Origin of the sequence: Allobosea sp. LjRoot237, from assembly GCF_964253285.1 — a bacterium.
Classification (GTDB): domain Bacteria; phylum Pseudomonadota; class Alphaproteobacteria; order Rhizobiales; family Beijerinckiaceae; genus Allobosea.
This window is the reverse complement of the sequence record NZ_CAXUQP020000001.1, coordinates 4383544-4402796: the sequence shown is the minus strand read 5'-3', so window position 1 is coordinate 4402796 and position 19253 is coordinate 4383544. Positions and strand designations below refer to the sequence as shown.

Annotated in this window: 26 protein-coding genes and 1 tRNA gene; 17 read left to right on the top strand and 10 right to left on the bottom strand. The window is 64.9% G+C overall.

Annotation, left to right across the window (positions count from 1 at the left end; all coding sequences use genetic code 11):
* Positions 1 to 2: 2 nt before the first annotated feature.
* The 14 genes from ACSQ24_RS21360 (at position 3) to ACSQ24_RS21295 (ending at position 6020) form a co-directional block, all read left to right on the top strand.
* Complete coding sequence (locus tag ACSQ24_RS21360; protein WP_436096622.1) at positions 3 to 329, top strand: DUF7768 domain-containing protein; 327 nt, start codon at positions 3 to 5, stop codon at positions 327 to 329.
* The gene (locus ACSQ24_RS21355; RefSeq protein ID WP_436096621.1) at positions 326 to 769 is read left to right on the top strand and encodes a hypothetical protein; all 444 of its coding nucleotides are present in this window, start codon (positions 326 to 328) and stop codon (positions 767 to 769) included. Before ACSQ24_RS21360 ends, ACSQ24_RS21355 begins: the two co-directional genes overlap by 4 nt.
* 212 nt (positions 770 to 981) lie before the next feature.
* On the top strand, positions 982 to 1179 hold the full coding sequence (locus tag ACSQ24_RS21350) for a hypothetical protein (RefSeq protein ID WP_436096620.1): 198 nt from the start codon (positions 982 to 984) through the stop codon (positions 1177 to 1179).
* Complete coding sequence (locus ACSQ24_RS21345) at positions 1176 to 1496, top strand: hypothetical protein (protein WP_436096619.1); 321 nt, start codon at positions 1176 to 1178, stop codon at positions 1494 to 1496. Before ACSQ24_RS21350 ends, ACSQ24_RS21345 begins: the two co-directional genes overlap by 4 nt.
* A complete protein-coding gene (locus tag ACSQ24_RS21340; RefSeq protein ID WP_436096618.1) occupies positions 1480 to 1851 on the top strand; it encodes a hypothetical protein in 372 nt (123 codons plus the stop codon). The genes ACSQ24_RS21345 and ACSQ24_RS21340 overlap by 17 nt, the downstream gene beginning before the upstream one ends.
* On the top strand, positions 1848 to 2201 hold the full coding sequence (locus ACSQ24_RS21335; RefSeq protein ID WP_436096617.1) for a hypothetical protein: 354 nt from the start codon (positions 1848 to 1850) through the stop codon (positions 2199 to 2201). The genes ACSQ24_RS21340 and ACSQ24_RS21335 overlap by 4 nt, the downstream gene beginning before the upstream one ends.
* Positions 2202 to 2310: 109 nt before the next feature.
* Complete coding sequence (locus tag ACSQ24_RS21330) at positions 2311 to 2865, top strand: hypothetical protein (protein ID WP_436096616.1); 555 nt, start codon at positions 2311 to 2313, stop codon at positions 2863 to 2865.
* Positions 2862 to 3641, top strand: a complete 780-nt coding sequence (locus ACSQ24_RS21325) for a hypothetical protein (RefSeq protein WP_436096615.1) — start codon at positions 2862 to 2864, stop codon at positions 3639 to 3641. Before ACSQ24_RS21330 ends, ACSQ24_RS21325 begins: the two co-directional genes overlap by 4 nt.
* Positions 3642 to 4020: 379 nt before the next feature.
* Entirely contained in the window at positions 4021 to 4239 is a 219-nt protein-coding gene (locus tag ACSQ24_RS21320) for a hypothetical protein (RefSeq protein ID WP_436096614.1), read from the top strand.
* Positions 4239 to 4673, top strand: coding sequence for a hypothetical protein (locus ACSQ24_RS21315; protein ID WP_436096613.1), 435 nt, complete (start codon positions 4239 to 4241; stop codon positions 4671 to 4673). The genes ACSQ24_RS21320 and ACSQ24_RS21315 overlap by 1 nt, the downstream gene beginning before the upstream one ends.
* A gap of 242 nt (positions 4674 to 4915) precedes the next feature.
* Positions 4916 to 5179 carry a hypothetical protein gene (locus ACSQ24_RS21310; RefSeq protein ID WP_436096612.1) on the top strand — a complete coding sequence of 88 codons (264 nt, stop codon included), beginning with the start codon at positions 4916 to 4918 and terminating at the stop codon, positions 5177 to 5179.
* A gap of 132 nt (positions 5180 to 5311) precedes the next feature.
* Complete coding sequence (locus tag ACSQ24_RS21305) at positions 5312 to 5605, top strand: hypothetical protein (RefSeq protein WP_436096611.1); 294 nt, start codon at positions 5312 to 5314, stop codon at positions 5603 to 5605.
* Positions 5602 to 5793, top strand: coding sequence for a hypothetical protein (locus ACSQ24_RS21300; RefSeq protein ID WP_436096610.1), 192 nt, complete (start codon positions 5602 to 5604; stop codon positions 5791 to 5793). The genes ACSQ24_RS21305 and ACSQ24_RS21300 overlap by 4 nt, the downstream gene beginning before the upstream one ends.
* Positions 5790 to 6020, top strand: a complete 231-nt coding sequence (locus tag ACSQ24_RS21295) for a hypothetical protein (RefSeq protein WP_436096609.1) — start codon at positions 5790 to 5792, stop codon at positions 6018 to 6020. Before ACSQ24_RS21300 ends, ACSQ24_RS21295 begins: the two co-directional genes overlap by 4 nt.
* Before the next feature lie 222 nt (positions 6021 to 6242).
* Here ACSQ24_RS21295 and ACSQ24_RS21290 read toward each other — a convergent pair.
* The 4 genes from ACSQ24_RS21290 to ACSQ24_RS21275 form a co-directional block, all read right to left on the bottom strand.
* Positions 6243 to 6317, bottom strand: a tRNA-Thr gene (locus ACSQ24_RS21290).
* Positions 6318 to 6512: 195 nt separating this feature from the next.
* Entirely contained in the window at positions 6513 to 7223 is a 711-nt protein-coding gene (gene pdeM / locus ACSQ24_RS21285) for a ligase-associated DNA damage response endonuclease PdeM (RefSeq protein ID WP_436096608.1), read from the bottom strand.
* Complete coding sequence (locus ACSQ24_RS21280) at positions 7220 to 9706, bottom strand: ligase-associated DNA damage response DEXH box helicase (RefSeq protein ID WP_436096607.1); 2487 nt, start codon at positions 9704 to 9706, stop codon at positions 7220 to 7222. Before ACSQ24_RS21280 ends, pdeM begins: the two co-directional genes overlap by 4 nt.
* 55 nt (positions 9707 to 9761) lie before the next feature.
* A complete protein-coding gene (locus tag ACSQ24_RS21275) occupies positions 9762 to 10451 on the bottom strand; it encodes a L,D-transpeptidase (RefSeq protein ID WP_436096606.1) in 690 nt (229 codons plus the stop codon).
* 105 nt (positions 10452 to 10556) lie between these two features.
* On the opposite strand from ACSQ24_RS21275, the gene ACSQ24_RS21270 reads away from it, so the two are divergent.
* Positions 10557 to 11486 (top strand): LysR family transcriptional regulator, encoded by a 930-nt coding sequence (locus tag ACSQ24_RS21270; protein ID WP_436096605.1) that lies wholly within the window; start codon positions 10557 to 10559, stop codon positions 11484 to 11486.
* Positions 11487 to 11507: 21 nt separating this feature from the next.
* On the opposite strand, the gene ACSQ24_RS21265 is transcribed toward ACSQ24_RS21270, so the two are convergent.
* The gene (locus tag ACSQ24_RS21265; RefSeq protein WP_436096604.1) at positions 11508 to 12446 is read right to left on the bottom strand and encodes a methyltransferase domain-containing protein; all 939 of its coding nucleotides are present in this window, start codon (positions 12444 to 12446) and stop codon (positions 11508 to 11510) included.
* A 327-nt stretch (positions 12447 to 12773) separates the two neighbouring features.
* Between ACSQ24_RS21265 and ACSQ24_RS21260 the strand changes: the two genes are divergently transcribed.
* Positions 12774 to 13844 carry a ligase-associated DNA damage response exonuclease gene (locus tag ACSQ24_RS21260; RefSeq protein WP_436096603.1) on the top strand — a complete coding sequence of 357 codons (1071 nt, stop codon included), beginning with the start codon at positions 12774 to 12776 and terminating at the stop codon, positions 13842 to 13844.
* Positions 13841 to 15658 carry a cisplatin damage response ATP-dependent DNA ligase gene (locus tag ACSQ24_RS21255; protein ID WP_436096602.1) on the top strand — a complete coding sequence of 606 codons (1818 nt, stop codon included), beginning with the start codon at positions 13841 to 13843 and terminating at the stop codon, positions 15656 to 15658. Before ACSQ24_RS21260 ends, ACSQ24_RS21255 begins: the two co-directional genes overlap by 4 nt.
* A gap of 10 nt (positions 15659 to 15668) precedes the next feature.
* On the opposite strand, the gene ACSQ24_RS21250 is transcribed toward ACSQ24_RS21255, so the two are convergent.
* The 5 genes from ACSQ24_RS21250 to ACSQ24_RS21230 all read right to left on the bottom strand — a co-directional run bounded on the left by ACSQ24_RS21250 (position 15669) and on the right by ACSQ24_RS21230 (position 19140).
* Positions 15669 to 16061 (bottom strand): hypothetical protein, encoded by a 393-nt coding sequence (locus tag ACSQ24_RS21250; RefSeq protein WP_436096601.1) that lies wholly within the window; start codon positions 16059 to 16061, stop codon positions 15669 to 15671.
* A 37-nt stretch (positions 16062 to 16098) separates the two neighbouring features.
* On the bottom strand, positions 16099 to 16452 hold the full coding sequence (locus ACSQ24_RS21245; protein WP_436096600.1) for a hypothetical protein: 354 nt from the start codon (positions 16450 to 16452) through the stop codon (positions 16099 to 16101).
* 4 nt (positions 16453 to 16456) lie between these two features.
* Positions 16457 to 16759, bottom strand: a complete 303-nt coding sequence (locus ACSQ24_RS21240) for a YggT family protein (protein WP_436096599.1) — start codon at positions 16757 to 16759, stop codon at positions 16457 to 16459.
* 116 nt (positions 16760 to 16875) lie between these two features.
* The gene (locus ACSQ24_RS21235; RefSeq protein ID WP_436096598.1) at positions 16876 to 18864 is read right to left on the bottom strand and encodes a sodium:solute symporter family protein; all 1989 of its coding nucleotides are present in this window, start codon (positions 18862 to 18864) and stop codon (positions 16876 to 16878) included.
* An 18-nt stretch (positions 18865 to 18882) separates the two neighbouring features.
* Positions 18883 to 19140: a DUF4212 domain-containing protein gene (locus ACSQ24_RS21230; protein WP_436096597.1), complete on the bottom strand. Its 258-nt coding sequence runs from the start codon at positions 19138 to 19140 to the stop codon at positions 18883 to 18885.
* Positions 19141 to 19253 lie beyond the last annotated feature (113 nt).

Here is a 19253-nt window from a genome sequence, read left to right as displayed (position 1 = left end):
CGATGCGGCTGGTGATCGTAGAGAGCCCATACGCTGGCGACGTTGAGGCGAACATTGCCTACGCCCGTCGCTGCGTCCGTGACAGCCTACTGCGCGGCGAGGCGCCGATTGCCAGCCACCTGCTTTATACGCAGCCGGGGGTGCTCGACGACGACGATCCGGACGAGCGAGCGCACGGCATAAGCGCAGGTCTGGCTTGGCGCCATGTCGCACAGGCTAGTGTCGTCTACATCGATCACGGCATCAGCAACGGCATGGTTTACGGCATAGAGGCCGCACGTTCAGCCGGCCTGCCGGTCGAGTTCCGCGAAATCGGAGCCACGTCATGAGCCGGACCCATCTCCGCTGGTGGCTGTGGGTCTCGCTCACCGCAGTAGGGGCGGCTGTCGCCTGGCTGCTGGGGTATGGCGGCGTGCTCTGGCGGCAGGACGCTACCGGCCTCGCCATGGCCGTTCTGGCGCTGTACGCGGCCTGCACTGTCTGGCTGGGGCTGAAGGTTCGGGCGGGCGACCGTGACTTTAGGTTCGTGTCGCACCTCGCCAAGGTCATGAGCTATCTCGGGATCCTTGGCACGTTCATCGGCCTGGCCATGGCGTTCCAGGCAATGGGCAGCCTGCCTGCGGACGGGTCAATCCCGCCGACGTTCAAGGCCGATTTTATCCGCGGCGTGATGACTAAATTCCATTCGTCGATCGTCGGGCTAGTCGGCTTCCTTTGCCTGGAAATGCAGATTCGGATTTTGGAGGTTGGGGATGAAAACCGCGCTTAGGGCAATCGGGTACGCGGTAATTACCGCAGCGGGTCTAGCAGCTCTACTGACTGTGTGGCTCGTCGTTTTCTTCGGGGCTGCGGAAATTGCAGTGCTTGCGGGCGTGCCGACTCGCAACGCTCCGCTCTACGGGTTCTTGGTCTGGGGGATCATCACGTGCGGCGCTATTGGAACCATCATCGCCGTCGACCAACAGTCCAAGGAGGTTGGTGATGAGCGCGCAGCGTAATGGTGACGATTACGACCCGAGCGAGTTCGGCGGCAACCCAATGTCGCATCCGCTGTCTCCGCCTTGGATGCACGGCAAGACGCTTTCGGACCTGTTCGCGGAGGCGAAGCGCAATCACGAAGAAGATTGGGAGCAGCGCCAGCACCTAGCCATGCTGGCAGCGCGCGAGGTGCGGTCGTGAGTACCGCAAGCGCACTTGTAGAGCGCATGCGAAAGCATGTTCGCGACCGAGGTGGACTGGCCAAGGATGAAGCTGGAAACCCCGTCATCACGAACGGCGCGAGGGCGATGATGCTTGAAGCGGCGGACCTGATCGAAAAGCAGTCAAAAGATTTGCGATTTGCTCATCTGCACGCGGTCGGGCCGCTTATTTGCGCGCGCTCTGGGAGTTACACCAAGGACGGTCGAATGCGACTTACAGATGTGAAAGTAAGAGAGAACGAATGGATGCGGCTTCATCTCTTTACTGACGAGGGACTCAATGACGTCAATGATTGAGCGGGTCGCGGGGGCGATTGAGGAGGCTGACGTTGGCTTTAGCCTTCGGCTGACGCGACTTGTCGATGAAGTTCACACCTACACTCTGATGTATTCTGACGGCGTCGGACCGTTCGAGTACGAAGATATCGATGACGGGTACGCGCATGTCCGCGAACGCAAATTCAACGCTAAAGCCCGCGCCGCTATCGCCGCGATGCGCGAGGGTCTGCCGAGGCTCCAAGGTGAGTCATGGTTTGAGTGCATTGCGACCGAATGCGAGAGCGCGGGCACAGACGACGGTACTTGGGTGAACCTGAAGGCGCTTGCCGAGTGGGCCGATAGTGTCGACGCCGCCTTGGAGGAAAAGCCGTGACGTATCGCAAGACGGTGACGAAGGTCATCTATGAGGCGGAGGGTAGCTACGGCAACAAAGACCAGATGCCGGAAAATCTGGGTGCCGCAGTCGAGTGGCTTCAGGAGAAGCTGGACTCCCTTCCGGAGGACATGCGTGAGGACGCCATTCTAGAGATCGAGGCGGAACGCGACTACGACTGTGCGGTCCTAAAAATCAAAATCGAAGGCCGCCGCCCGGAAACGGATGCGGAGCAGATGGCACGCTTGGGTGCGGAAGCGAGGCACAGGTTTGGCTTGGCCATGACCCGTGAACTTCAAGAACGCGCCGCTTACGAGGCGCTCCGCAAGAAATACGGAGACAAGTCATGAAGGACGAGCTTCCAATCGAGTACCAGTTCCTCCTGACTGTGGTGATCGCGATAGGCGGCCCTATCGCTATTTTCATGGCTATCCACTTCGTCAATAGGCTGCTTTTCAAATGACCGCCCGCGCATCAGCCGAGCTCCCAGCGCCCTTCTTCGACTTCGCGATGTCGGTGTTGTTCGTCTTCGTGGCGCTGTTCATGCTGTCCACGATGGACACGCCGCGGCCTCCGCAGGCCGGAGTCCTGACGCCCAAAGCCGAGTTTCTGATTGAGCTCACGTGGGATGACGGCAGCGCGAGCGACGTGGACCTGTACGCACGCGGGCCCGACGGCAAGGTTGTCTACTTCGGCTCGAGGCGCACGGAAGTGATGTTCCTTGATCAGGACAACACGGGCAACGGAAACGGCGGGGTCGCCGATAGAAGGGAGATCGTCACGGTTCGCGCGATCGAGCCGGGCGACTACAAATTCAACGTTCACGCGTACCGCCTATCCGGCCCGGTGTCTGTGAAACTAAGGGTGCTGAAGCTCAACCCGTATGCGGTCGTGGCGGAGCGCACCGTGACGCTCGACACGCAGGGCCAGGAGCGGACGCTGGCGGCTATGACCGTGCGGGCCGATGGTTCTGTTGAGGCTTTCGAGGCCAATGTGAAAATGGTGGGGAAGTGAGCCGTACGCTGATTTGGTGGTCTACCGGCGCGGCGTCTTTCGTTGCCGCACAGTTGACGCTTCGCGACAACCCGGCGGCGTTGTTGGTTCGCTGTGAGACCAATAACGAGGATCCAGATAACTACCGCTTTGAGGCTGACGCTGTGCGCCGTCTCAATCGACCGATCACTCTCCTTCGCTCGGAGGACTACGACAACGTATGGGACGTTTGGCAGAAGCGCCGCTACATGGCAGGCATCAAGGGCGCGCCGTGCACGAGCGAGATGAAGGTCGCGCCGCGCCTAGCCTTCCAGCGGCCCGATGACGTTCATGTGTTCGGCTACACTGCTGACGCTGACGACGTCGAGCGATTCAACCGACTGCGGGAAAATTATTTCGAGCTGACCGTCCGCGCCCCGCTTATCGAGGCGGGCATTACTAAGGCCGCTAGCCTAGCCATGGTGATGTCGGCGGGCATCGCCCTGCCGCGCTCATACGCCATGGGTTTCCCAAACGCCAACTGTCTCGGGACTGGGTGCGTCAAGGCGACGTCGCCCGCCTACTGGGCACTGTACCGCCACCATTTCCCGGAGAACTTCAAGCGCACCGCGGATTACGCCCGCGAGATTGGCGCCCGCCTTACCCGCCTAAAAGGCGAGCGGGCTTTCATAGACGAGATACCGGACGACCACCCAATGACCAATGCCATCGTTCCAGCGTGCGATTTCCTATGTTCGCTCGCTGAGGTGGGTCTGGCGGACAATGACAACGAAATAGCATCAGAGAGGGCGGCTTAATGTTGGTTTATTTCGCGCATCCCGTCTCAGACTACGGGTCAGAACGACAGTTTCGGGCGATTGCCGCCATTTCCAATTACCGGAACAATTTTCGCGTCGAGAGTCCAGACCAACCACACCATCAGGCAGGGTATGCGGAACGGGGGATGGATTATTTTAAGGGCGTTGTGGAGCGATGCCAAGGTCTTGCGTTTATGCGCTTCCCGGACGGAGGGATAGGCGCTGGCGTAGGACGAGAAATCAGGTGGGCTCTAATCGGCGGCCTGTGGCTTTACGAGGTCTTTGAAGGCCGAGTCTATCCGCTGCAAGACATGCCAACGCCGATCCTATCAGTGGAGGATACGCGGCGCCTCGTTGCGCACTTCAAGGAACCCAGCCCATGCTAACCAAAGAGCAGCATCCCGACGCCTACCATTTCGTTGCCGACTGGCACGAGCGGCAGGCGCGGACCTTCCTTGAAATGTCGCGGGACGAGCCCCGCATCGACGCCGCTACGCGGGCGCGGTCGAAAGATGCTGCTTGGTATCACAACGGCTCAGCGGCGGCCCTGCGCCTAGCGGCGATGAACGCGCGACGCGCCATTATTGGAGCGCTCTAATGCTAACCCTCACCATAGCCGCCACGCTCGCAGTCCTGGCGCCGCTCGCCTGGCTCGTCGTTGAACGCACCGCGAGCCGTCGCTGGCTCGTTCTTGCCATCCCCGCCTTAGTCGCGCTCCCGCTCGCATTCTACGCCTACGGCGCCGGCCTACTCGGTTACGCGGTCGCGTCAGCCCCCCCGGCGGAGTTCGACCTTGTACACGCCAGCGTTGATGAAAAGCGCCGCGAGGTTCTATTGCTAGTCCAAACACCCACCGGCACGCGCTTTCACGTCGTGCCCGCCACCGACCAGGCGCGCAAAGCCGCCGGCGGAGCTCAGGCCATGCTTGAGAAGGGCTTGCCGGTTCGTGGGCGCAAGGGCGGCGGATCCGACAACAACGACGGCGAGCTTGTGTTCTATGTGCTGCCGCCTAGTGCGGCGCCGAAGGGGTGACGGGTGATGCTGACGTGGGAGCGAAATGAGAATGGCCGGTTTTACACGGCTAAGCTCAACGACAGGATTGTCGGATCGGTCATCGATCGCGGTCCTGGTGATGTCGCTTGGTATGTGTCGGCTGTGCATATGAAGTGGGTCGCGAAGGGCGATGGCGAGTCCAAGAGCGTACCTGCGGCCAAGCGCGCTCTGGCTCGGGCGTGGAAGTCGTGGCTTGACGCTTTTGGTCTCAAGGAGGCTGCATGATCCCGCTGGAAGTCTACAAGCGCATGATGTCCCCGGAAAGCTTCGCGGCGCTAACGGCGCCCGCCCGCTGCCCGCATCCCTCGCGCACCATCACCATCTACAACGAGGCAGGCGACGTCGTCACGGATCCGCATGAACGTCTGCGCATCTTGGAGGCTGAGTTTGTGAAACTGGCTCGCGCCGTAATTCGACATACCGGGCCAGTCGCACCAGACATCTCGGCCGCGTCCAGGCTGTGGCGCCGCCTTGCGCGCCGCTGATGCGCCTCGCGCTTCAGCCCCACCAACCAACCCCGCCTAGTGCGGGGTTTTTTGTTGTCGATTTTCGACTACGACGTATTGACGTATCCGACAACTTGTCGTAGTGTCTTTTTACAGACAGGGGAGACGGACATGACCGCGCTGACAACCAAGACGACTGCCGAAGAACTCAAGGCCGCCATCCTTGCCAAGTTCCCAGCGGACGCCACTTGCTGGTCGCAAGCTACTGACGAGGTTCGCGACATGAGTCGGTGGGCTCGCGAAGAGCTCGGCCTTGACGAGGACGCGGCACTGAACTTCCGCGCACTGGAGACGCCAGCCCGTTGGAACCTACGTGGTGCCGAGAGCGCGGCAGCCTTCTACGCTAAGATGAACGAGCGCCAGCGTCTCAGCTATCTCGCTCGCATTCAAGACTGGTTGGCATGACCGCCGCCGCCTATCGGGCCGCCCTAACGCGGCTCGGCTTCAATCAGACGACCATAGCGCCGCTGCTTGGCGTCACGCAGCGCACCAGCCAGCGCTACGCGGCAGACGGCGCACCCGTAACAGTAGCCCTGCTGCTCGCCTACATGGAGCGGTATGGGGTGGATCTAGCAAAGGAGATGGGACGATGACGAGCGAAAAGAAAATCGATTTCGCTGACGGCTTCAAAGAGCCGGACGGGGTGTACGAGATCGTAGGACGCGGCGACTCTTCCGGCGTGCGCAAGGTTCAGCCCGAGCCGCAGTACATCCAATTGGCCGGGCGCGGGAAGCGACCTGTGCCGCTTGACTCGGGAGACGAAGCCGACTCCGCAGGCAGGATCGCGGCTGCGATCGAGCGCGCCTCGGGTAAAGACTAAGCCCCCTAGCCGGAGCCTGGCCGCGGGTTAGGCGGATGATTCAGACCGTAGCCCATTTCCCACAGGCGAACAAACGCGAACGAAGCAAAAACACCATTGCACGGGTTTTGCACGGATATGTGCACATATTCACGGCATGTTCTGCGCACAAAGGGGCAGAAACGCAGTTTTGACCGATATGGCCGCCACCACTTAACTATTTGATTTCCTTACTAGAAAGGCTGGTGCTGCGAGAGAGGATTGAACTCTCGACCTCTCCATTACCAATGGAGTGCTCTACCACTGAGCTACCGCAGCAGGACCGTGCTTATGCTGGCGTTTCGGGTCGTTCGAGGACCCGGAAGGCGCCGCGCCGTTCCGAAGCGGCGTCCTGATGCCACAAGCCCTGCGCCGACGCAACCTGTTACACACATATCTCCGCATCTGAAAATGAAGGGCGCTCGACCACTCCCTTACCAAGGGAGCACTCGACGTTGCCGCAATCGCTCGCCTTCAATCCGGCAGCAGCAGACGCTGGTCGATCCGGAACAGCCTGCCGTCGCCGAGGAGATGGGCGGAAAAGCCCAGGCCGAAGAGCGGCCGGAAGGCGGCGTCGCGGACGTTGAGGCCGCCGGCATAGGCGCCCATCGCCGGCATGACGCAGCGCGTCGGCGAGAGCGCAAAGCAGCGCCGGCGCAGCGCCCGCCCGCGCATCCGCACTTTGGCGGCCGGGTGGAGATGGCCGGCGATCTCCGGCCGCTGAGCACAGTCCGTCGGTTCGTGCCGCAGCACGACGCCGGCGAGCTCCAGCGTCTCCAGCACCTCGCCGCCCATCGCTGCGCTGATCGCCGGGTCATGGTTGCCGCTGATCCAGAGCCAGTCACGGCCGCGCTGCAGCGCGCGCAGGCTCGCGAGATTGCCGTCGTCGAGCCGCGCTTCGGCGCCGCGATCATGGAAGCTGTCGCCGAGCGCGATCACGCGCGCCGGCTGGTAGCGCAGGATCGCCGCGCCCAGCAAAGCCAAAGTCGCGGCGGAATCATAGGGCGGCAGCAGCACGCCGCGCCTGGCATAGGCCGAGCCCTTCTCCAGATGCAGGTCGGCGACGACGAGGGTGCGCTCGTCGGGGAGGTAGAGCGCGCCGGAGAGATCGGGCACGAGCGCGAGCCGGCCGAGCATGAAGGCCTCGGCCGCCATGTCGCTCGGTTCCTTCGCCGCCAGGGTCACGCCATCGCCTCTTCGAGCATCTGCGCTTCCGCCTCGGCCAGGATCTCGTCGGCCGCTTCGCCGTGGACCGCCTCGCGCCCGATCTCGAGCATGACCGAGACCGAGAGCGGCGAGACGTGATCGAGCGGCTGATGCACGATTCGCCCGCTGATCCGTGTCAGCATCTGACCCAGGCGGCCGATGTCGAGCAAGCCTGTCGCCGCATCGGCGCGAGCGGCGCGGAGCAGCACATGGTCGGGCTGGTGCCGGCGCAATACGTCGTAGACGAGATCGGTCGAGATCGTCACCTGCCTTCCGCTCTTCTCCTGGCCGGGAAAGCGGCGCTCGATCAAGCCGCCGATCACGGCACAGGAGCGGAAGGTCCGCTTCATCAGCGCGGACTCGGCGAGCCAGTCCTCGAGATCGTCGCCGAGCATGTCCTGCGAAAAGAGCTCGTCCAGCGACAGCGCCCCGCGCGCGATCGCCGCCGCCATGTCGCCGAGCGTCCAGACCGCGATGCCGTAATCATTGCAGACGAAGCCGAGCGGTTTCAATCGCGCCCGTTCCAGCCGCCGCGTCAGCAGCATGCCGAGCGTCTGGTGGGCGAGCCGGCCCTCGAACGGGTAGGCGACGAGGAAGAAGCGTCCCGCCCGCGGAAAGCTCTCGACCAGGAGCTCGCCCGGCTTGGGCAGGCGCGATTTCAGGCGCTGCGCATGCAGCCAGGACGAGACCTCGCCCGGCAGCTTCGCCCATTCCTTCGGTGAGGCCAGGATGGCGCGCACGCGCGCGGCGAGGAAGGTCGAGAGCGGGAACTTGCCGCCGGCATAGGAGGGGATCTTCGGATCGGTGCCGGCGCTGGTGCGCGAGCAGACCACCTCGTTCTCGACGATGCCCTCGAAGCGCAAGACCTCGCCGGCAAAGACGAAGGTGTCGCCGGGTGTCATCGTCTCGGCGAAATATTCCTCGAGCTCGCCGAGCATGCGCCCGCCGCGGCTGAGCATCTTCTGGCCGCCGGGACGGGCCGGCCGCGAGCGGCCGAGCCGGACCTTGAGCATGGTCGACTCGACGATGGTGCCGACATTCATCCGGTATTGCTGGATCACGCGGGCATTGCTGGCGCGATAGCGCCCGTCCTTGCCCTGCCGCAGCTTGGCGAAGCGCTCATAGCTCTTCAGCGCATAGCCGCCGGTCGCGACGAAATCGACCACCGCGTCGAAATCGACGCGGTCGAGATCGGCATAAGGCGAGGCGGTCAGGACCTCCTCATAAAGCGCGTCGGGATCGAAGCCGTCGGAGCAGGCGACGCCGAGCACATGCTGGGCGAGCACGTCGAGCGCGCCGATCCGTGGCGGCGGCGTATCCTGCGCCGCCTCCGCCACCGCATCGAGTGCGGCGCGGCATTCGAGCAATTCGAAGCGGTTCGACGGCACCAGCAGCGCCTGCGAGGGCTCGTCCATGCGGTGGTTGGAGCGGCCGATACGCTGCATCAACCGGCTTGCGCCCTTGGGCGCGCCGACATTGACGACGAGGTCGACATCGCCCCAGTCGATGCCGAGATCGAGCGTCGCGGTGCAGACGACGGCCTTCAATTTGCCCGCTGCCATCGCCGCCTCGACCTTGCGGCGCTGGCCGACATCGAGCGAGCCGTGATGCAGCGCGATCGGCAGCGTCTCGTCGTTCACGCTCCACAGCGCCTGGAACATGAACTCGGCCTGCATGCGGGTGTTGACGAAGACCAGCGTCAGCTTGTGCGCCTGGATCGCGGTATAGATGTCGCCGACTGCATGGGCGGTGACATGGCCCGCCAGCGGCAGCCGGCGGCTCGTCGCCATGATGCCGATCTCAGCCTTCGCACCGCCCTTGACGGCGACGAGACCCGACGGGGTGTCGGCGCCGCCGAGATAGGCCTGTAGATCCGCAGGTTCGCGCACCGTCGCCGACAGCCCGACCGCGCTCATCTCAGGCGCGAGGGCGCGCAGCCGGGCGAGGTCGAGCGAGAGCAGGTCGCCGCGCTTGGAGGTGACGAGCGCGTGCAGTTCGTCGAGCACGACCCGGCGCAAGTTCGCGAAGAACGGCTTCGCATCGCGATGCGAGACCAAGAGCGCGAGCTGTTCGGGGGTGGTCAGGAGGATGTCCGGCGGCCGCTCGATCTGGCGGGCGCGCTTGGCCGGCGAGGTGTCGCCGGTCCGGGTCTCGACCTTGACCGCGAGCCCCATCTCGCGGATCGGCGTCTCGAGATTGCGGGCGATATCGACGGCGAGCGCTTTCAGCGGCGAGACATAGAGCGTGTGCAGCCCGTCGCGCTTTGGGCCGCGCTGGGTTAGTTCGACCAGCGAGGGCAGGAAGCCGGCGAGCGTCTTGCCGGCGCCGGTCGGCGCGACCAGCAGGGTCGAGCGCCCGGCCCGGGCTTCCTCCAGCAGAGCGAGCTGATGCGCCCGGACGCTCCAGCCGCGGCTGGCGAACCAGGCGGAGAAAGCCGGCGGGAGAGGCGAGGGCGCATCCATCGGAGGACAGAGATAGGCTCTGCCGAACGAAAAGGGAACGGCGGGCTCGTGTCTTTCACACGGCTGTGCCGACGGTCGATCCCAGCACGACGACCCTGCTGCCGACAGGCGCGCGCCGATAGAGGTCCAGGATGTCCTGGTTGAGCAGCCGGATGCAGCCGGACGAGACCATCGTGCCGATCGTCCAGGGCTCGACGGTGCCGTGCAGCCGGTACAGCGTGTCGCGCCCGTCGCGGTAGAGGTAGAGCGCGCGCGGACCGAGCGGGTTGCCTGTGCCGCCGGCGAGGCCGCCGACATAGCGGCCATAACGCTGGGGCTCGCGGCGGATCATGTCCGGTGTCGGCGTCCAGCGCGGCCATTGCGCCTTGCGCGCGATCGTCGCGGCGCCGCGAAAGTTGAAGCCTTCCTCCTTGCCGACGCCGATGCCATAGCGGATCGCGCGCCCGCGCTCGCCGACGAGATAGGCGTAGCGTTCTCCGGGGTCGACGATGACGGTCCCCGATGGCTCGGGCGTGCGATAACTGACCTCGCGCCGCAGGAACTGCGGCTCGATCTCGTCGAGATCGACGGCCGGCACCGGAAACGGTTCGCCATCGATGGCGGCGTAGATCGAGGCGTAGTCGGCCTCGACCATGTCGGGACGCTGGGCGGGCACCTGGCTGGAAAGATCGGGCGCCGGTCTCGTCACGCAGCCGGACAGAAGGAACGGGCTGCCGAGCAGCAGGCGGCGTCTGTCGATGGGCATCCGGGCTATCGGCTCGCGTGACGGGATTGGTAAGGCGATAGAGCAATTTGCGCCGACAGCGTCGACCCGTTATGGAGTGATGCATGTCATAACCAATGGCTATGCATGGATATCGCCGTCGCCCTCAGGGCTTTCCTGCGCACTGTCGAGCGCGGCTCGGTGACCGCCGCGGCGCGCGATCTCTCCGTGTCGCAGCCCGCCGTCACCAAGCATCTGCGCAATCTCGAGCGGCATGTCGGCGCGCGCCTGCTGGAGCGCTCGGCCCGCATGGTCCGGCCCACCGTGCAGGGCAAGGCGCTCTATGAGGCCAGCCGAAGCGCTCTTGCCACCATCGATGCCGCGCTGGAGGGCGTTCGCCACGAGATGGGCACGATCGAAGGGCTGTTGCGCGTGCATGCGCCGTCCTGCATCGGCGTCCGGCATCTCCACCCGATCGCGCTGGCCTTTCAGAAGCGCCATCCCGATGTGACCATCGATCTGGTGCTGGAGAATCGCGCCGTCGACCTGGTCTATGAAGGGTTCGATCTCGCGCTGCGCTACGGCCGCCCGGATAGCCAGGAGCTGATCGTCAGGCGCCTCGGCTTGGTGCGCCGCATCCTCGTCGCTGCCCCGCAGTTCCTCGCCCGATCAGGACCGATCGGGACGCCGGAACGTCTCTCCGAAATCGATGTCGTGACGACGCCGACACTGCTGGCGCCGGGCGATATGCTCACGTTGCTGCGCGGGGGTGAGGTGGTCGACGTCCCGGTGCGGCCGATCATGCGGACGAACCACGCCGACGCGATCACGGCGACCTTGCTCTCCGGCCGGGCTGCCGGCCCGGTTCAGCAGCTGCTCGTTTCCGACGAGCTCGCGGCCGGGCGGCTCGTCAGGATTTTGCCGGACTATGAGGTCAAGCCGACCGAGGCGTTCTGGACTTTTCCCTCCGTGCGCTTCATGCGCCCGGTCGTGCGCGCCTTCACCGATTTCGCCATTCCGGCCTTGCGCGCCGTCGAGGGGGTCGATGCCGGAGAAATGCGCTCGGAGGCGGCTTAGCGATCGCGGCTCTTCGTGCCGTCAGCGGCGCTCCGCGATCACCAGCAGCCCCGGCACCGGCTCGCCACGATCGATCCGGGTGCTCTGCGGCTCGACCAGCACCGGCTCCAGCCTTGCTTCGCCGAGCCTCTCCCTGAGCCAGTCCTCGGCATGGGCGAAGCGCCGGTCCTGGCCGACGGCGACGCCTTCGCCATCATGGCTCTGCACGGTGAAGGCGAGGAGGCCGCCCGCCTTGAGGACGCGCGCGCTCTGATGGAAGCTCGGCGCGAGATCGCCGAGATAGACGAAGACGTCGGCGGCGATGACGAGATCGGCCGAGGCGTCGGGTCGGCTCGCCAGGAAGGCGGTCAAGCCTGCGGTGGCGAGCTTGTCGTAGAGCGGGCTGCCGCTCTCACGCGTCTTGACCTGCGCCTTTGCGATCATCCTCGGCGAGAGATCGCAACCGGCGAGGAACTCCGTCTGCGCGCGGATCGCCTCGCCCATCAGCCCGGTGCCGCAGCCGAGATCGTAGGCCGTTCCGAAATGGAAGGGCTTTCCGGTCTCTGCGCAGCGGCGTGCGAGCGCCTCCTTCAGCTGCGCCGGTGCCTGGTACTGCAATGTGCCGACGAGGTGGCTGTCGAAGCGGTCGGCATAGCCGTCGAAGAGCACGCCGGAGAAATTCTCCGAAGTCGCCTGCTCGGCCGCCAGCGCGCCGATGCGGGCGAGGTCGAGCTTGGCGCCGACATGGTCGTTCGGGTCGAGGTCGAGGCATTGCCGCCAGGCGGTCGCGGCCTCCTCATTATGGCCGAGCGCCTCCTGCGCCAGCCCGTAAAGATGCCAGGCGGCGGTGAAACCGTAATTCTCGGCGAGCGTTTGATCGAGGATGTCGATCGCCGCCTGCGCGTCGCCATCCTTCAGCGCCGCCTCGGCCCAGGCATAGCGACGGTCGAGACGCTCGTCGCCGGAACTGGCGGAGTACACGCTGCTGCCCTTTTCGATCATGCTGTGGGTTTAGAGCCTCCAACAGAACCTGAATAGGTCTGGATGGGTCTTGGAGGAGCCGAATGTCAGGAGAAGCGCGCAGCCGATATCCTTCGATATCGGCGAGCAGATTCGACACCGCAGGCGGCCCTCCAAGGCCCACCTTCGGCGCCGGGAATTCGCCCGTCCGCGGCGTCGCGCCGCTTGCCGATACCGATAGGTATCGGCCGCGCACCGCTCCTGGCGGAACGGACGAATTGCCGGCGTCCAGACCTATTCAGGTTCTGTTGGAGGCTCTTAACCGAGCCAAATGACACTGGCCAGACGATGAAGCCTTCCGAGCTCCTGACGCCCACTCCGGCCGGGCTCTATTGCCCGCCGGCCGATATCTACATTGATCCGGTGCGCCCAGTGGCGCGGGCGCTGATCACCCATGGCCATTCCGACCATGCCCGCGCCGGCCATGGCGCCGTGCTGGCGACATCAGAGACGCTGGCGATCATGGCGCTGCGCTATGGCGAGGCTTTCACCGGGACGCAACAGCCAGCGGCGCCGGGCGAGACCATCCGCATCGGCGCAGTCGATTTCCGCTTCGTCCCGGCCGGCCATGTCCTCGGTTCGGCCCAGATCGTGGTCGAGCACAAGGGCCTGCGCATCGTCGTCTCCGGCGACTACAAGCGCGAGCGCGATCCGACCTGCGCGCCGTTCGAGCCGGTCACCTGCGACGTCTTCATCACCGAGGCGACCTTCGGCCTGCCGGTGTTCCGCCATCCGCCGGCTCATGCCGAGACCGCCAAGCTGGTCGATTCCGTCCGGCTGTTCCCGGAGCGCACGCATATCGTCGGGGCCTATTCGCTCGGGAAGGCCCAGCGGCTCATGGGCCTGATCCGCGAGGCTGGCTACGAGCGGCCGCTCTATATCCACGGCGCGGTCGAGAAGATCACCGAGCTCTACCAGGCGCAGGGCATCCCGCTCGGCGAGATCCGCAAGGTCGATCCCGGCGAGCGCAAGGCCGAGGAACGCAAGGCATTTGCCGGCGAGATCGTCATCTGCCCGCCGAGCGCGATCCAGGACCTCTGGTCGCGCCGCTTTCCCGATCCGGTCACCGTCTTCGCCTCGGGCTGGATGCGGGTGCGGGCACGGGCCCGCCAGAAGGGCGTCGAGCTGCCGCTGATCATCTCCGACCATGCCGATTGGGACGATCTCCAGGCGACGATCCGCGAGGTCGGCGCCGGCGAGATCTGGATCACCCATGGCGAGGCCGAGGCGCTGGCGCATTGGTGCGGCACGGTCGGCTTGAAGGGCACGCCGCTGCACCTCGTCGGCTATGGCGACGAGGGCGAAGCCGAGCCGGACGCCAAGCCGACGGAAGCCACGTCGACTGAGGCGTCGCCATGAACCGCTTCGCCTGGCTGCTCGACCGCCTCGCCTATGAGCCGCGCCGCAACGGCAAGCTCGCGCTGATCGCCGATTACCTGCGCACCACGCCCGATCCCGATCGCGGCTATGCGCTCGCGGCGATGACCGGCGGGCTGGTGTTCCAGAACGCCAAGCCCGGCCTGATCCGCGCCCTGATCGCGGAGCGCACCGATCCTGTCCTGTTCGCGCTCTCCTATGACTATGTCGGCGATCTCTCCGAGACCGTCGCGCTGATGTGGCCTAATCCACCTCATGAAGAGCGCGCGATTAGGCCCTCCCCCCTTGTGGGGGAGGGTTGGGAGGGGGGTATCGAAGGCTCAGGACCGACTGAGGCAAGCACGAGCGATGTCGAGCGCGGCATACCCCCCTCTCTATCTCTCCCCCACAAGGGGGGAGAGAAGAGCCAGGCTGGTTCGATCGCTTCGCCCGGCCACAACCGCGCCCCACTCACGCTTCCCGATGTCGTCGCCGGCCTGCGCAACTCCGGCAAGACCGAGATGCCGCGCCTGATCGCCTCCTGGCTCGATGCGCTCGACGAGACCGGCCGCTGGGCCCTGCTCAAGCTGATCACCGGTGCCTTGCGCATCGGCGTCTCCGCCCGCCTCGCCAAGACCGCCGCTGCGAGCTTGGGTGGCATCGCGCCTGATGAGGTCGAGCAGGTCTGGCATGGGCTGGAGCCGCCCTATACGGCGCTGTTCGCTTGGCTGGAGGGCAGGGCGCCACGTCCCGAGGCGACCGATCCGGCGCCGTTCCGCCCGGTCATGCTCTCGCATGCGATCGAGGACGGCGATTTCGACAAGCTCGATGCCGGCGAATTCGCCGCCGAATGGAAATGGGACGGCATCCGCGTCCAGGCCGTCGCCGGGACGCGCCCCGACGGCAGCCGCGTCGTCAGGCTGTATTCGCGCACCGGCGAGGATATCGGCGCTGCCTTCCCGGATCTGACCGAGGCGCTGACGGAGGACGGCGCGATCGACGGCGAGTTGCTGGTGATGCGCAACGGCGTCGTCCAGAGCTTCAACACGCTGCAGCAGCGGCTCAACCGCAAGCAGGTGACGGCGAAGATGCTGGCCGAGTTCCCGGCCCATATCCGCGCCTACGACCTGATGGCCGAGGCCGACGACGATCTGCGTGCCCACCCGTATACGGAGCGGCGCGCCCGGCTTGAGGCCTTCCTCGGCAAACTCGACAGCGCCCGCTTCGATCTCTCGCCGACCATAGCGTTCTCGAGCTGGGATGAGCTGACGGCAGCCCGCGCCGATCCGGCCAGCGCTGGCGCCGGCCCCGATGCGGAGGCGGTCGAGGGCTGCATGGTGAAGCGGCTCGACTCGCCCTACCTGCCGGGGCGGCCGAAGGGCTACTGGTACAAATGGAAGCGCGATGCGCGGCTGGTCGATTGCGTGCTGATGTATGCCCAGCGCGGCCACGGCAAGCGCTCCTCCTTCTATTCCGACTACACCTTCGGCGTCTGGCGCGTTGGGGAAGCGGGCGCCAACGAACTGGTGCCGGTCGGGAAGGCCTATTTCGGCTTCACCGACGAGGAACTGATCGAGATCGACCGCTATGTCCGCAAGAATACGCTGAACCGTTTCGGGCCGGTGCGCGAGGTGACGCACACGGTGTCGAGCGGCCTCGTCTTCGAAGTCGCCTTCGAGGGGTTGCAGCGCTCGACACGGCACAAATCCGGCATCGCCATGCGCTTTCCCCGCATCAACCGCATCCGCTGGGACAAGCCGCCGGCCGAGGCTGACCGGATCGAGACGCTGGAGGCGTTGCTGCCGGCGGGCGGCTGATGCGGAGGGCTCAGCGGATCAAGAAGGCCGCTGCGAGCAGGAGCGTGGCAGCCATCGCGTGATAGGCGGCGAAACGCAGGAAGGTTTCACGGCGCACCCGCGCGAACACGCCCTGCGCGTAGGCTTCCGGCAGGCGCTCCGCCTGGTCGAGCATCAGCCAGATCTCGGTACGCTTGTAGGGCCGCAGCGGCGCCTGCTGTGCCAGCATGAGCAGCACGACGACGACGAGGAGCGCGCAATAGCCGCCAGCCTTGAGCGCGGCCGGCGGGCTGCCGGAGAGGCCGACCATCAGGCAGAAGGTGGCAAGGCCGGCAAAGCCGCAGGCGCGCGCTGTCGAGATTTCCGCGAGCGTCCGCAGGCGCCGCAGCGGGTCGGCCTTGTCCGGATCGCCAGCGCTCGACATGCGGCTTCCAATGCGGAGGGCGGTCGGAGGTTCCTTTCTAGAACCCCGTCACCGCCGGCAGCGCCAGAATAAGCACTCCGACCAGCCAGATGCCAAGCGAGGCCGCATCACTATTCCGTCGGCCGGTGAGGCGCTCGAAGATCGCGGCCGGGACGCCGGCGAGGATCAGGCAGGCGACGGAGACGAAGAGCGAGGTGAAATAATACAGCAGGATCGGCGAGGAGACGAAGAAGGACGGCGCCAGCAGGAACTTCACCAGGATGAAGGCAGGATCGAAATAGGGCGAGAAATGCATGCCGGAGAGCAGCGAGAAGCCGGCAATGCCGACGAGCAGCCCGTCCTGCCGCACCAGTCTGTCGCGATCATCGCCATTATCTGTGGTCTGGTTCATGGCGTCACCCCGTGGCCGCGGGCAGGAGCCCGAGCATCCGGACGATGTAGAACAGCAGGAAGCGCAGCAGGAACAGCCAGACGATCGCGAACAGATTGAGCAGCGGCATCGGCACCAGCGCCGGCGTCACCAGCCGCACCAGGCTCAGGATCGGATCCGTGATCTGGCAGAAGACGCGCCAGATCACCTTGTCGCTGTCGGGTGGGAAGAACAGGGAGAGGATGTAGCGCCCGAGCAGCGTGTAGATCAGCGCGGCCAGCATGAGATTGGGCAGATGGAAGACCCAGAACCCGACGGAATCGGTCAAGCAGCTTTCTCCTGTGGCCGGCCGGGCGCGGCGAAATCTCGGTTAGCGGCAGTGTGAACGGGAAGGGGCGGGAAGCAAGTCCCGCCCCTTCGTTGGTGTTCAGGGCCAGAAGGCGATCAGCTCGTCTTCTCTTCCATGATCGTGCCGCCGCGCGGGCGCCGGCAGGCATCGACGAAGTCCATCATCGCCTTCGACGGCGCGGCGGTCAGCATCGACACGACGTACATCGCCAGGAAGCCGGCCGGCAGGCCGAACAGCGCCGAGGAGATGTTGTTGATGTTGAACCAGCCGACCTTGGAGGCGAGCGGGTTGGTGACCAGCGCCGGGCCGCTGGCGATCGCCGGATCGGCCAGGAACTTCGCCATGTTCTCGGGCGAGATCAGCGGCGCGTTGTTGACCGGGTTGAGCAGCGAACTCATCCCGAAATACTGCACGCCGAGATGCGGATAGTAGCGGCTGACCACCAGGTAGAACAGCGTCAGGCCGAAGCCGACCGTGATGCCGGCGATGGCGCCTGCCGAATTGGCACGTTTCCACCAGATGCCGAGCACCAGTGCCGGGAACAGCCCGCCCGCCGCCAGCGAGAAGGCCCAGGACACCATGGCGAGGATGTCCGAAGGCCTGGTCGAGGCGGTGTAGGCCGCCAGCACCGCCACGACGACGAGCAGCACGCGCGAGACGATCAGGCGGCGTGCCGTCGGCGCGTTCGTGTCGATCATCTTGTAGTAGACGTCGTGCGAGAGCGCATTGGCGATGGCGAGCAGGAGCCCGTCCGCGGTCGAGAGCGCGGCGGCAAGGCCGCCGGCCGCGACGAGGCCGGTGATGACATAGGGCAGGCCGGCGATTTCGGGCGTCGAGATCACCACCACGTCGGTGTTGATGCCGAAGTCCTGCAGGCGCAGCACGCCGGTATGGCCACTGACCGCACCGCAGGCCGCCGTGATCGCCTGGACGCTTTCCGCCGCCTTGCCGCAGATCGTCACCAGGCCGAGCTTGCCCCAGCTGAAGACCCATTGCGGCATGTCGGCGAGGTTCTTGCCGATCAGGGTCGAGTAGACCTCGAGCTTCGAGAACGCCGCATAGGCCGGCGCCGTGAAGTAGAGCAGGAAGATGAACAGCAGCGACCAGGCCACCGAGATGCGCGCGTCACGCACGGACGGCGTGGTGAAGTAGCGCATCAGCACGTGCGGCAGCGAGGCGGTGCCGACCATCAGGCACAGGATCAGGGCGAAATAGTTCGCCGGACTGTAGTTCAGGAACGGCGTCGTGTGCGGCTTGAGCGTGGCCGCGGTGGCGAGGTTGTTCTGCAGGAAGCTCTGCTCGAGCGCTGTGATCTCCTGCAAGGCCTGGCCGTAGGTGAGCTGCGGGATCGGCAGCCCGTATTTCTGTGCCGACAGGATGACCACCGGGACCAGATAGGCGACGATCAGCACGATGTACTGCGCGACCTGCGTCCAGGTCACCGCCCGCATGCCGCCGAGCATCGAGCAGACCAGGATGCCGGCGAGACCGACATAGACGGCGACGGTGAAGTCCATGTCGAGGAAGCGCTGCGCGATCAGGCCGGTGCCGAAGATCTGCGCCACCACATAGGTGAAGGAGCAGGCCAGCAGCACGATCACGCCGAGGAAGCGCGCGACGTTGCCGCCATAGCGCGCCGACAGGAAGTCGGGCACGGTATAGGCGCCGAACTTGCGCAGGAACGGCGCGATCAGCACCGCGACGAGCACATAGCCGCCGGTCCAGCCGAGCACGAAGGCGAGGCCGTCATAGCCGAGCAGGAAGAGCGAGCCTGCCATGCCGATGAAGGACGCCGCCGACATCCAGTCGGCACCGGTCGCCATGCCGTTGTAGAAGGCCGGTACGGAGCGCCCGGCGACATAATATTCCGAGACCTGGACCGTCCTGGAGATGATGCCGATGAAGGCATAGACCAGGATGGTGAAGCCGACGAACATGTAGCCGAGGATCTTGTTCGGGACGCCGGCCTTTTCCAGGATGGCGACCAGAATGATGAAGGCGACGAATCCGCCCGTATAAATCCCGTAGATGCGGCCGAGGCTTGCGGTGAAGCCACCGGAGCCGGCCTGTGTTTCGCTCGACATGATCGCAGCCCTCCCGGCTCAATCGTCTTCAGCTACGCCTGCGTCGCGATCGATCTTGTCCTGCGCCTTGGCGAACCAGAACAACATCACGACGAAAGCGATGAGAGATCCCTGGGAGGCCATATAGAAGCCAAGAGGGAAGCCGAAGATCTTGATGCCGTTGAGCGGCGTCACGAACATGTGGACGATATAGCTAAAGAACAGCCATAGCGCCATCATGACAAGCATCAACTTGCTTGTTCTTTGCCAGTGGTGGTCTTCCTTTTGCGAATCCATGAAACGTTTCTCCCGAGAGATTTATTGTTTCTTCTTTCGCAGTTCTGGCTGTTGTCGGATTCTCGTGATTCGTGCCCGTCCGGTCCCCAACCGCCTAACGATAGGTTAATCGA

Excerpts from the sequence above, each read along its gene's own strand:
- ACSQ24_RS21355 (WP_436096621.1), top strand. The coding sequence starts at position 326 with ATGAGCCGGACCCATCTCCGCTGGTGGCTGTGGGTCTCGCTCACCGCA.
- ACSQ24_RS21315 (WP_436096613.1), top strand. The coding sequence starts at position 4,239 with ATGCTAACCCTCACCATAGCCGCCACGCTCGCAGTCCTGGCGCCGCTC.
- ACSQ24_RS21310 (WP_436096612.1), top strand. The coding sequence starts at position 4,916 with ATGATCCCGCTGGAAGTCTACAAGCGCATGATGTCCCCGGAAAGCTTC.
- ACSQ24_RS21340 (WP_436096618.1), top strand. The coding sequence starts at position 1,480 with ATGACGTCAATGATTGAGCGGGTCGCGGGGGCGATTGAGGAGGCTGAC.
- ACSQ24_RS21350 (WP_436096620.1), top strand. The coding sequence starts at position 982 with ATGAGCGCGCAGCGTAATGGTGACGATTACGACCCGAGCGAGTTCGGC.
- ACSQ24_RS21235 (WP_436096598.1), bottom strand. The coding sequence starts at position 18,864 with ATGTCGAGCGAAACACAGGCCGGCTCCGGTGGCTTCACCGCAAGCCTC.
- ACSQ24_RS21260 (WP_436096603.1), top strand. The coding sequence starts at position 12,774 with ATGAAGCCTTCCGAGCTCCTGACGCCCACTCCGGCCGGGCTCTATTGC.
- ACSQ24_RS21270 (WP_436096605.1), top strand. The coding sequence starts at position 10,557 with ATGGATATCGCCGTCGCCCTCAGGGCTTTCCTGCGCACTGTCGAGCGC.
- ACSQ24_RS21230 (WP_436096597.1), bottom strand. The coding sequence starts at position 19,140 with ATGGATTCGCAAAAGGAAGACCACCACTGGCAAAGAACAAGCAAGTTG.
- ACSQ24_RS21320 (WP_436096614.1), top strand. The coding sequence starts at position 4,021 with ATGCTAACCAAAGAGCAGCATCCCGACGCCTACCATTTCGTTGCCGAC.
- ACSQ24_RS21295 (WP_436096609.1), top strand. The coding sequence starts at position 5,790 with ATGACGAGCGAAAAGAAAATCGATTTCGCTGACGGCTTCAAAGAGCCG.
- ACSQ24_RS21255 (WP_436096602.1), top strand. The coding sequence starts at position 13,841 with ATGAACCGCTTCGCCTGGCTGCTCGACCGCCTCGCCTATGAGCCGCGC.
- ACSQ24_RS21330 (WP_436096616.1), top strand. The coding sequence starts at position 2,311 with ATGACCGCCCGCGCATCAGCCGAGCTCCCAGCGCCCTTCTTCGACTTC.
- ACSQ24_RS21245 (WP_436096600.1), bottom strand. The coding sequence starts at position 16,452 with ATGAACCAGACCACAGATAATGGCGATGATCGCGACAGACTGGTGCGG.
- ACSQ24_RS21360 (WP_436096622.1), top strand. The coding sequence starts at position 3 with ATGCGGCTGGTGATCGTAGAGAGCCCATACGCTGGCGACGTTGAGGCG.
- ACSQ24_RS21300 (WP_436096610.1), top strand. The coding sequence starts at position 5,602 with ATGACCGCCGCCGCCTATCGGGCCGCCCTAACGCGGCTCGGCTTCAAT.
- ACSQ24_RS21275 (WP_436096606.1), bottom strand. The coding sequence starts at position 10,451 with ATGCCCATCGACAGACGCCGCCTGCTGCTCGGCAGCCCGTTCCTTCTG.
- ACSQ24_RS21280 (WP_436096607.1), bottom strand. The coding sequence starts at position 9,706 with ATGGATGCGCCCTCGCCTCTCCCGCCGGCTTTCTCCGCCTGGTTCGCC.
- ACSQ24_RS21305 (WP_436096611.1), top strand. The coding sequence starts at position 5,312 with ATGACCGCGCTGACAACCAAGACGACTGCCGAAGAACTCAAGGCCGCC.
- ACSQ24_RS21250 (WP_436096601.1), bottom strand. The coding sequence starts at position 16,061 with ATGTCGAGCGCTGGCGATCCGGACAAGGCCGACCCGCTGCGGCGCCTG.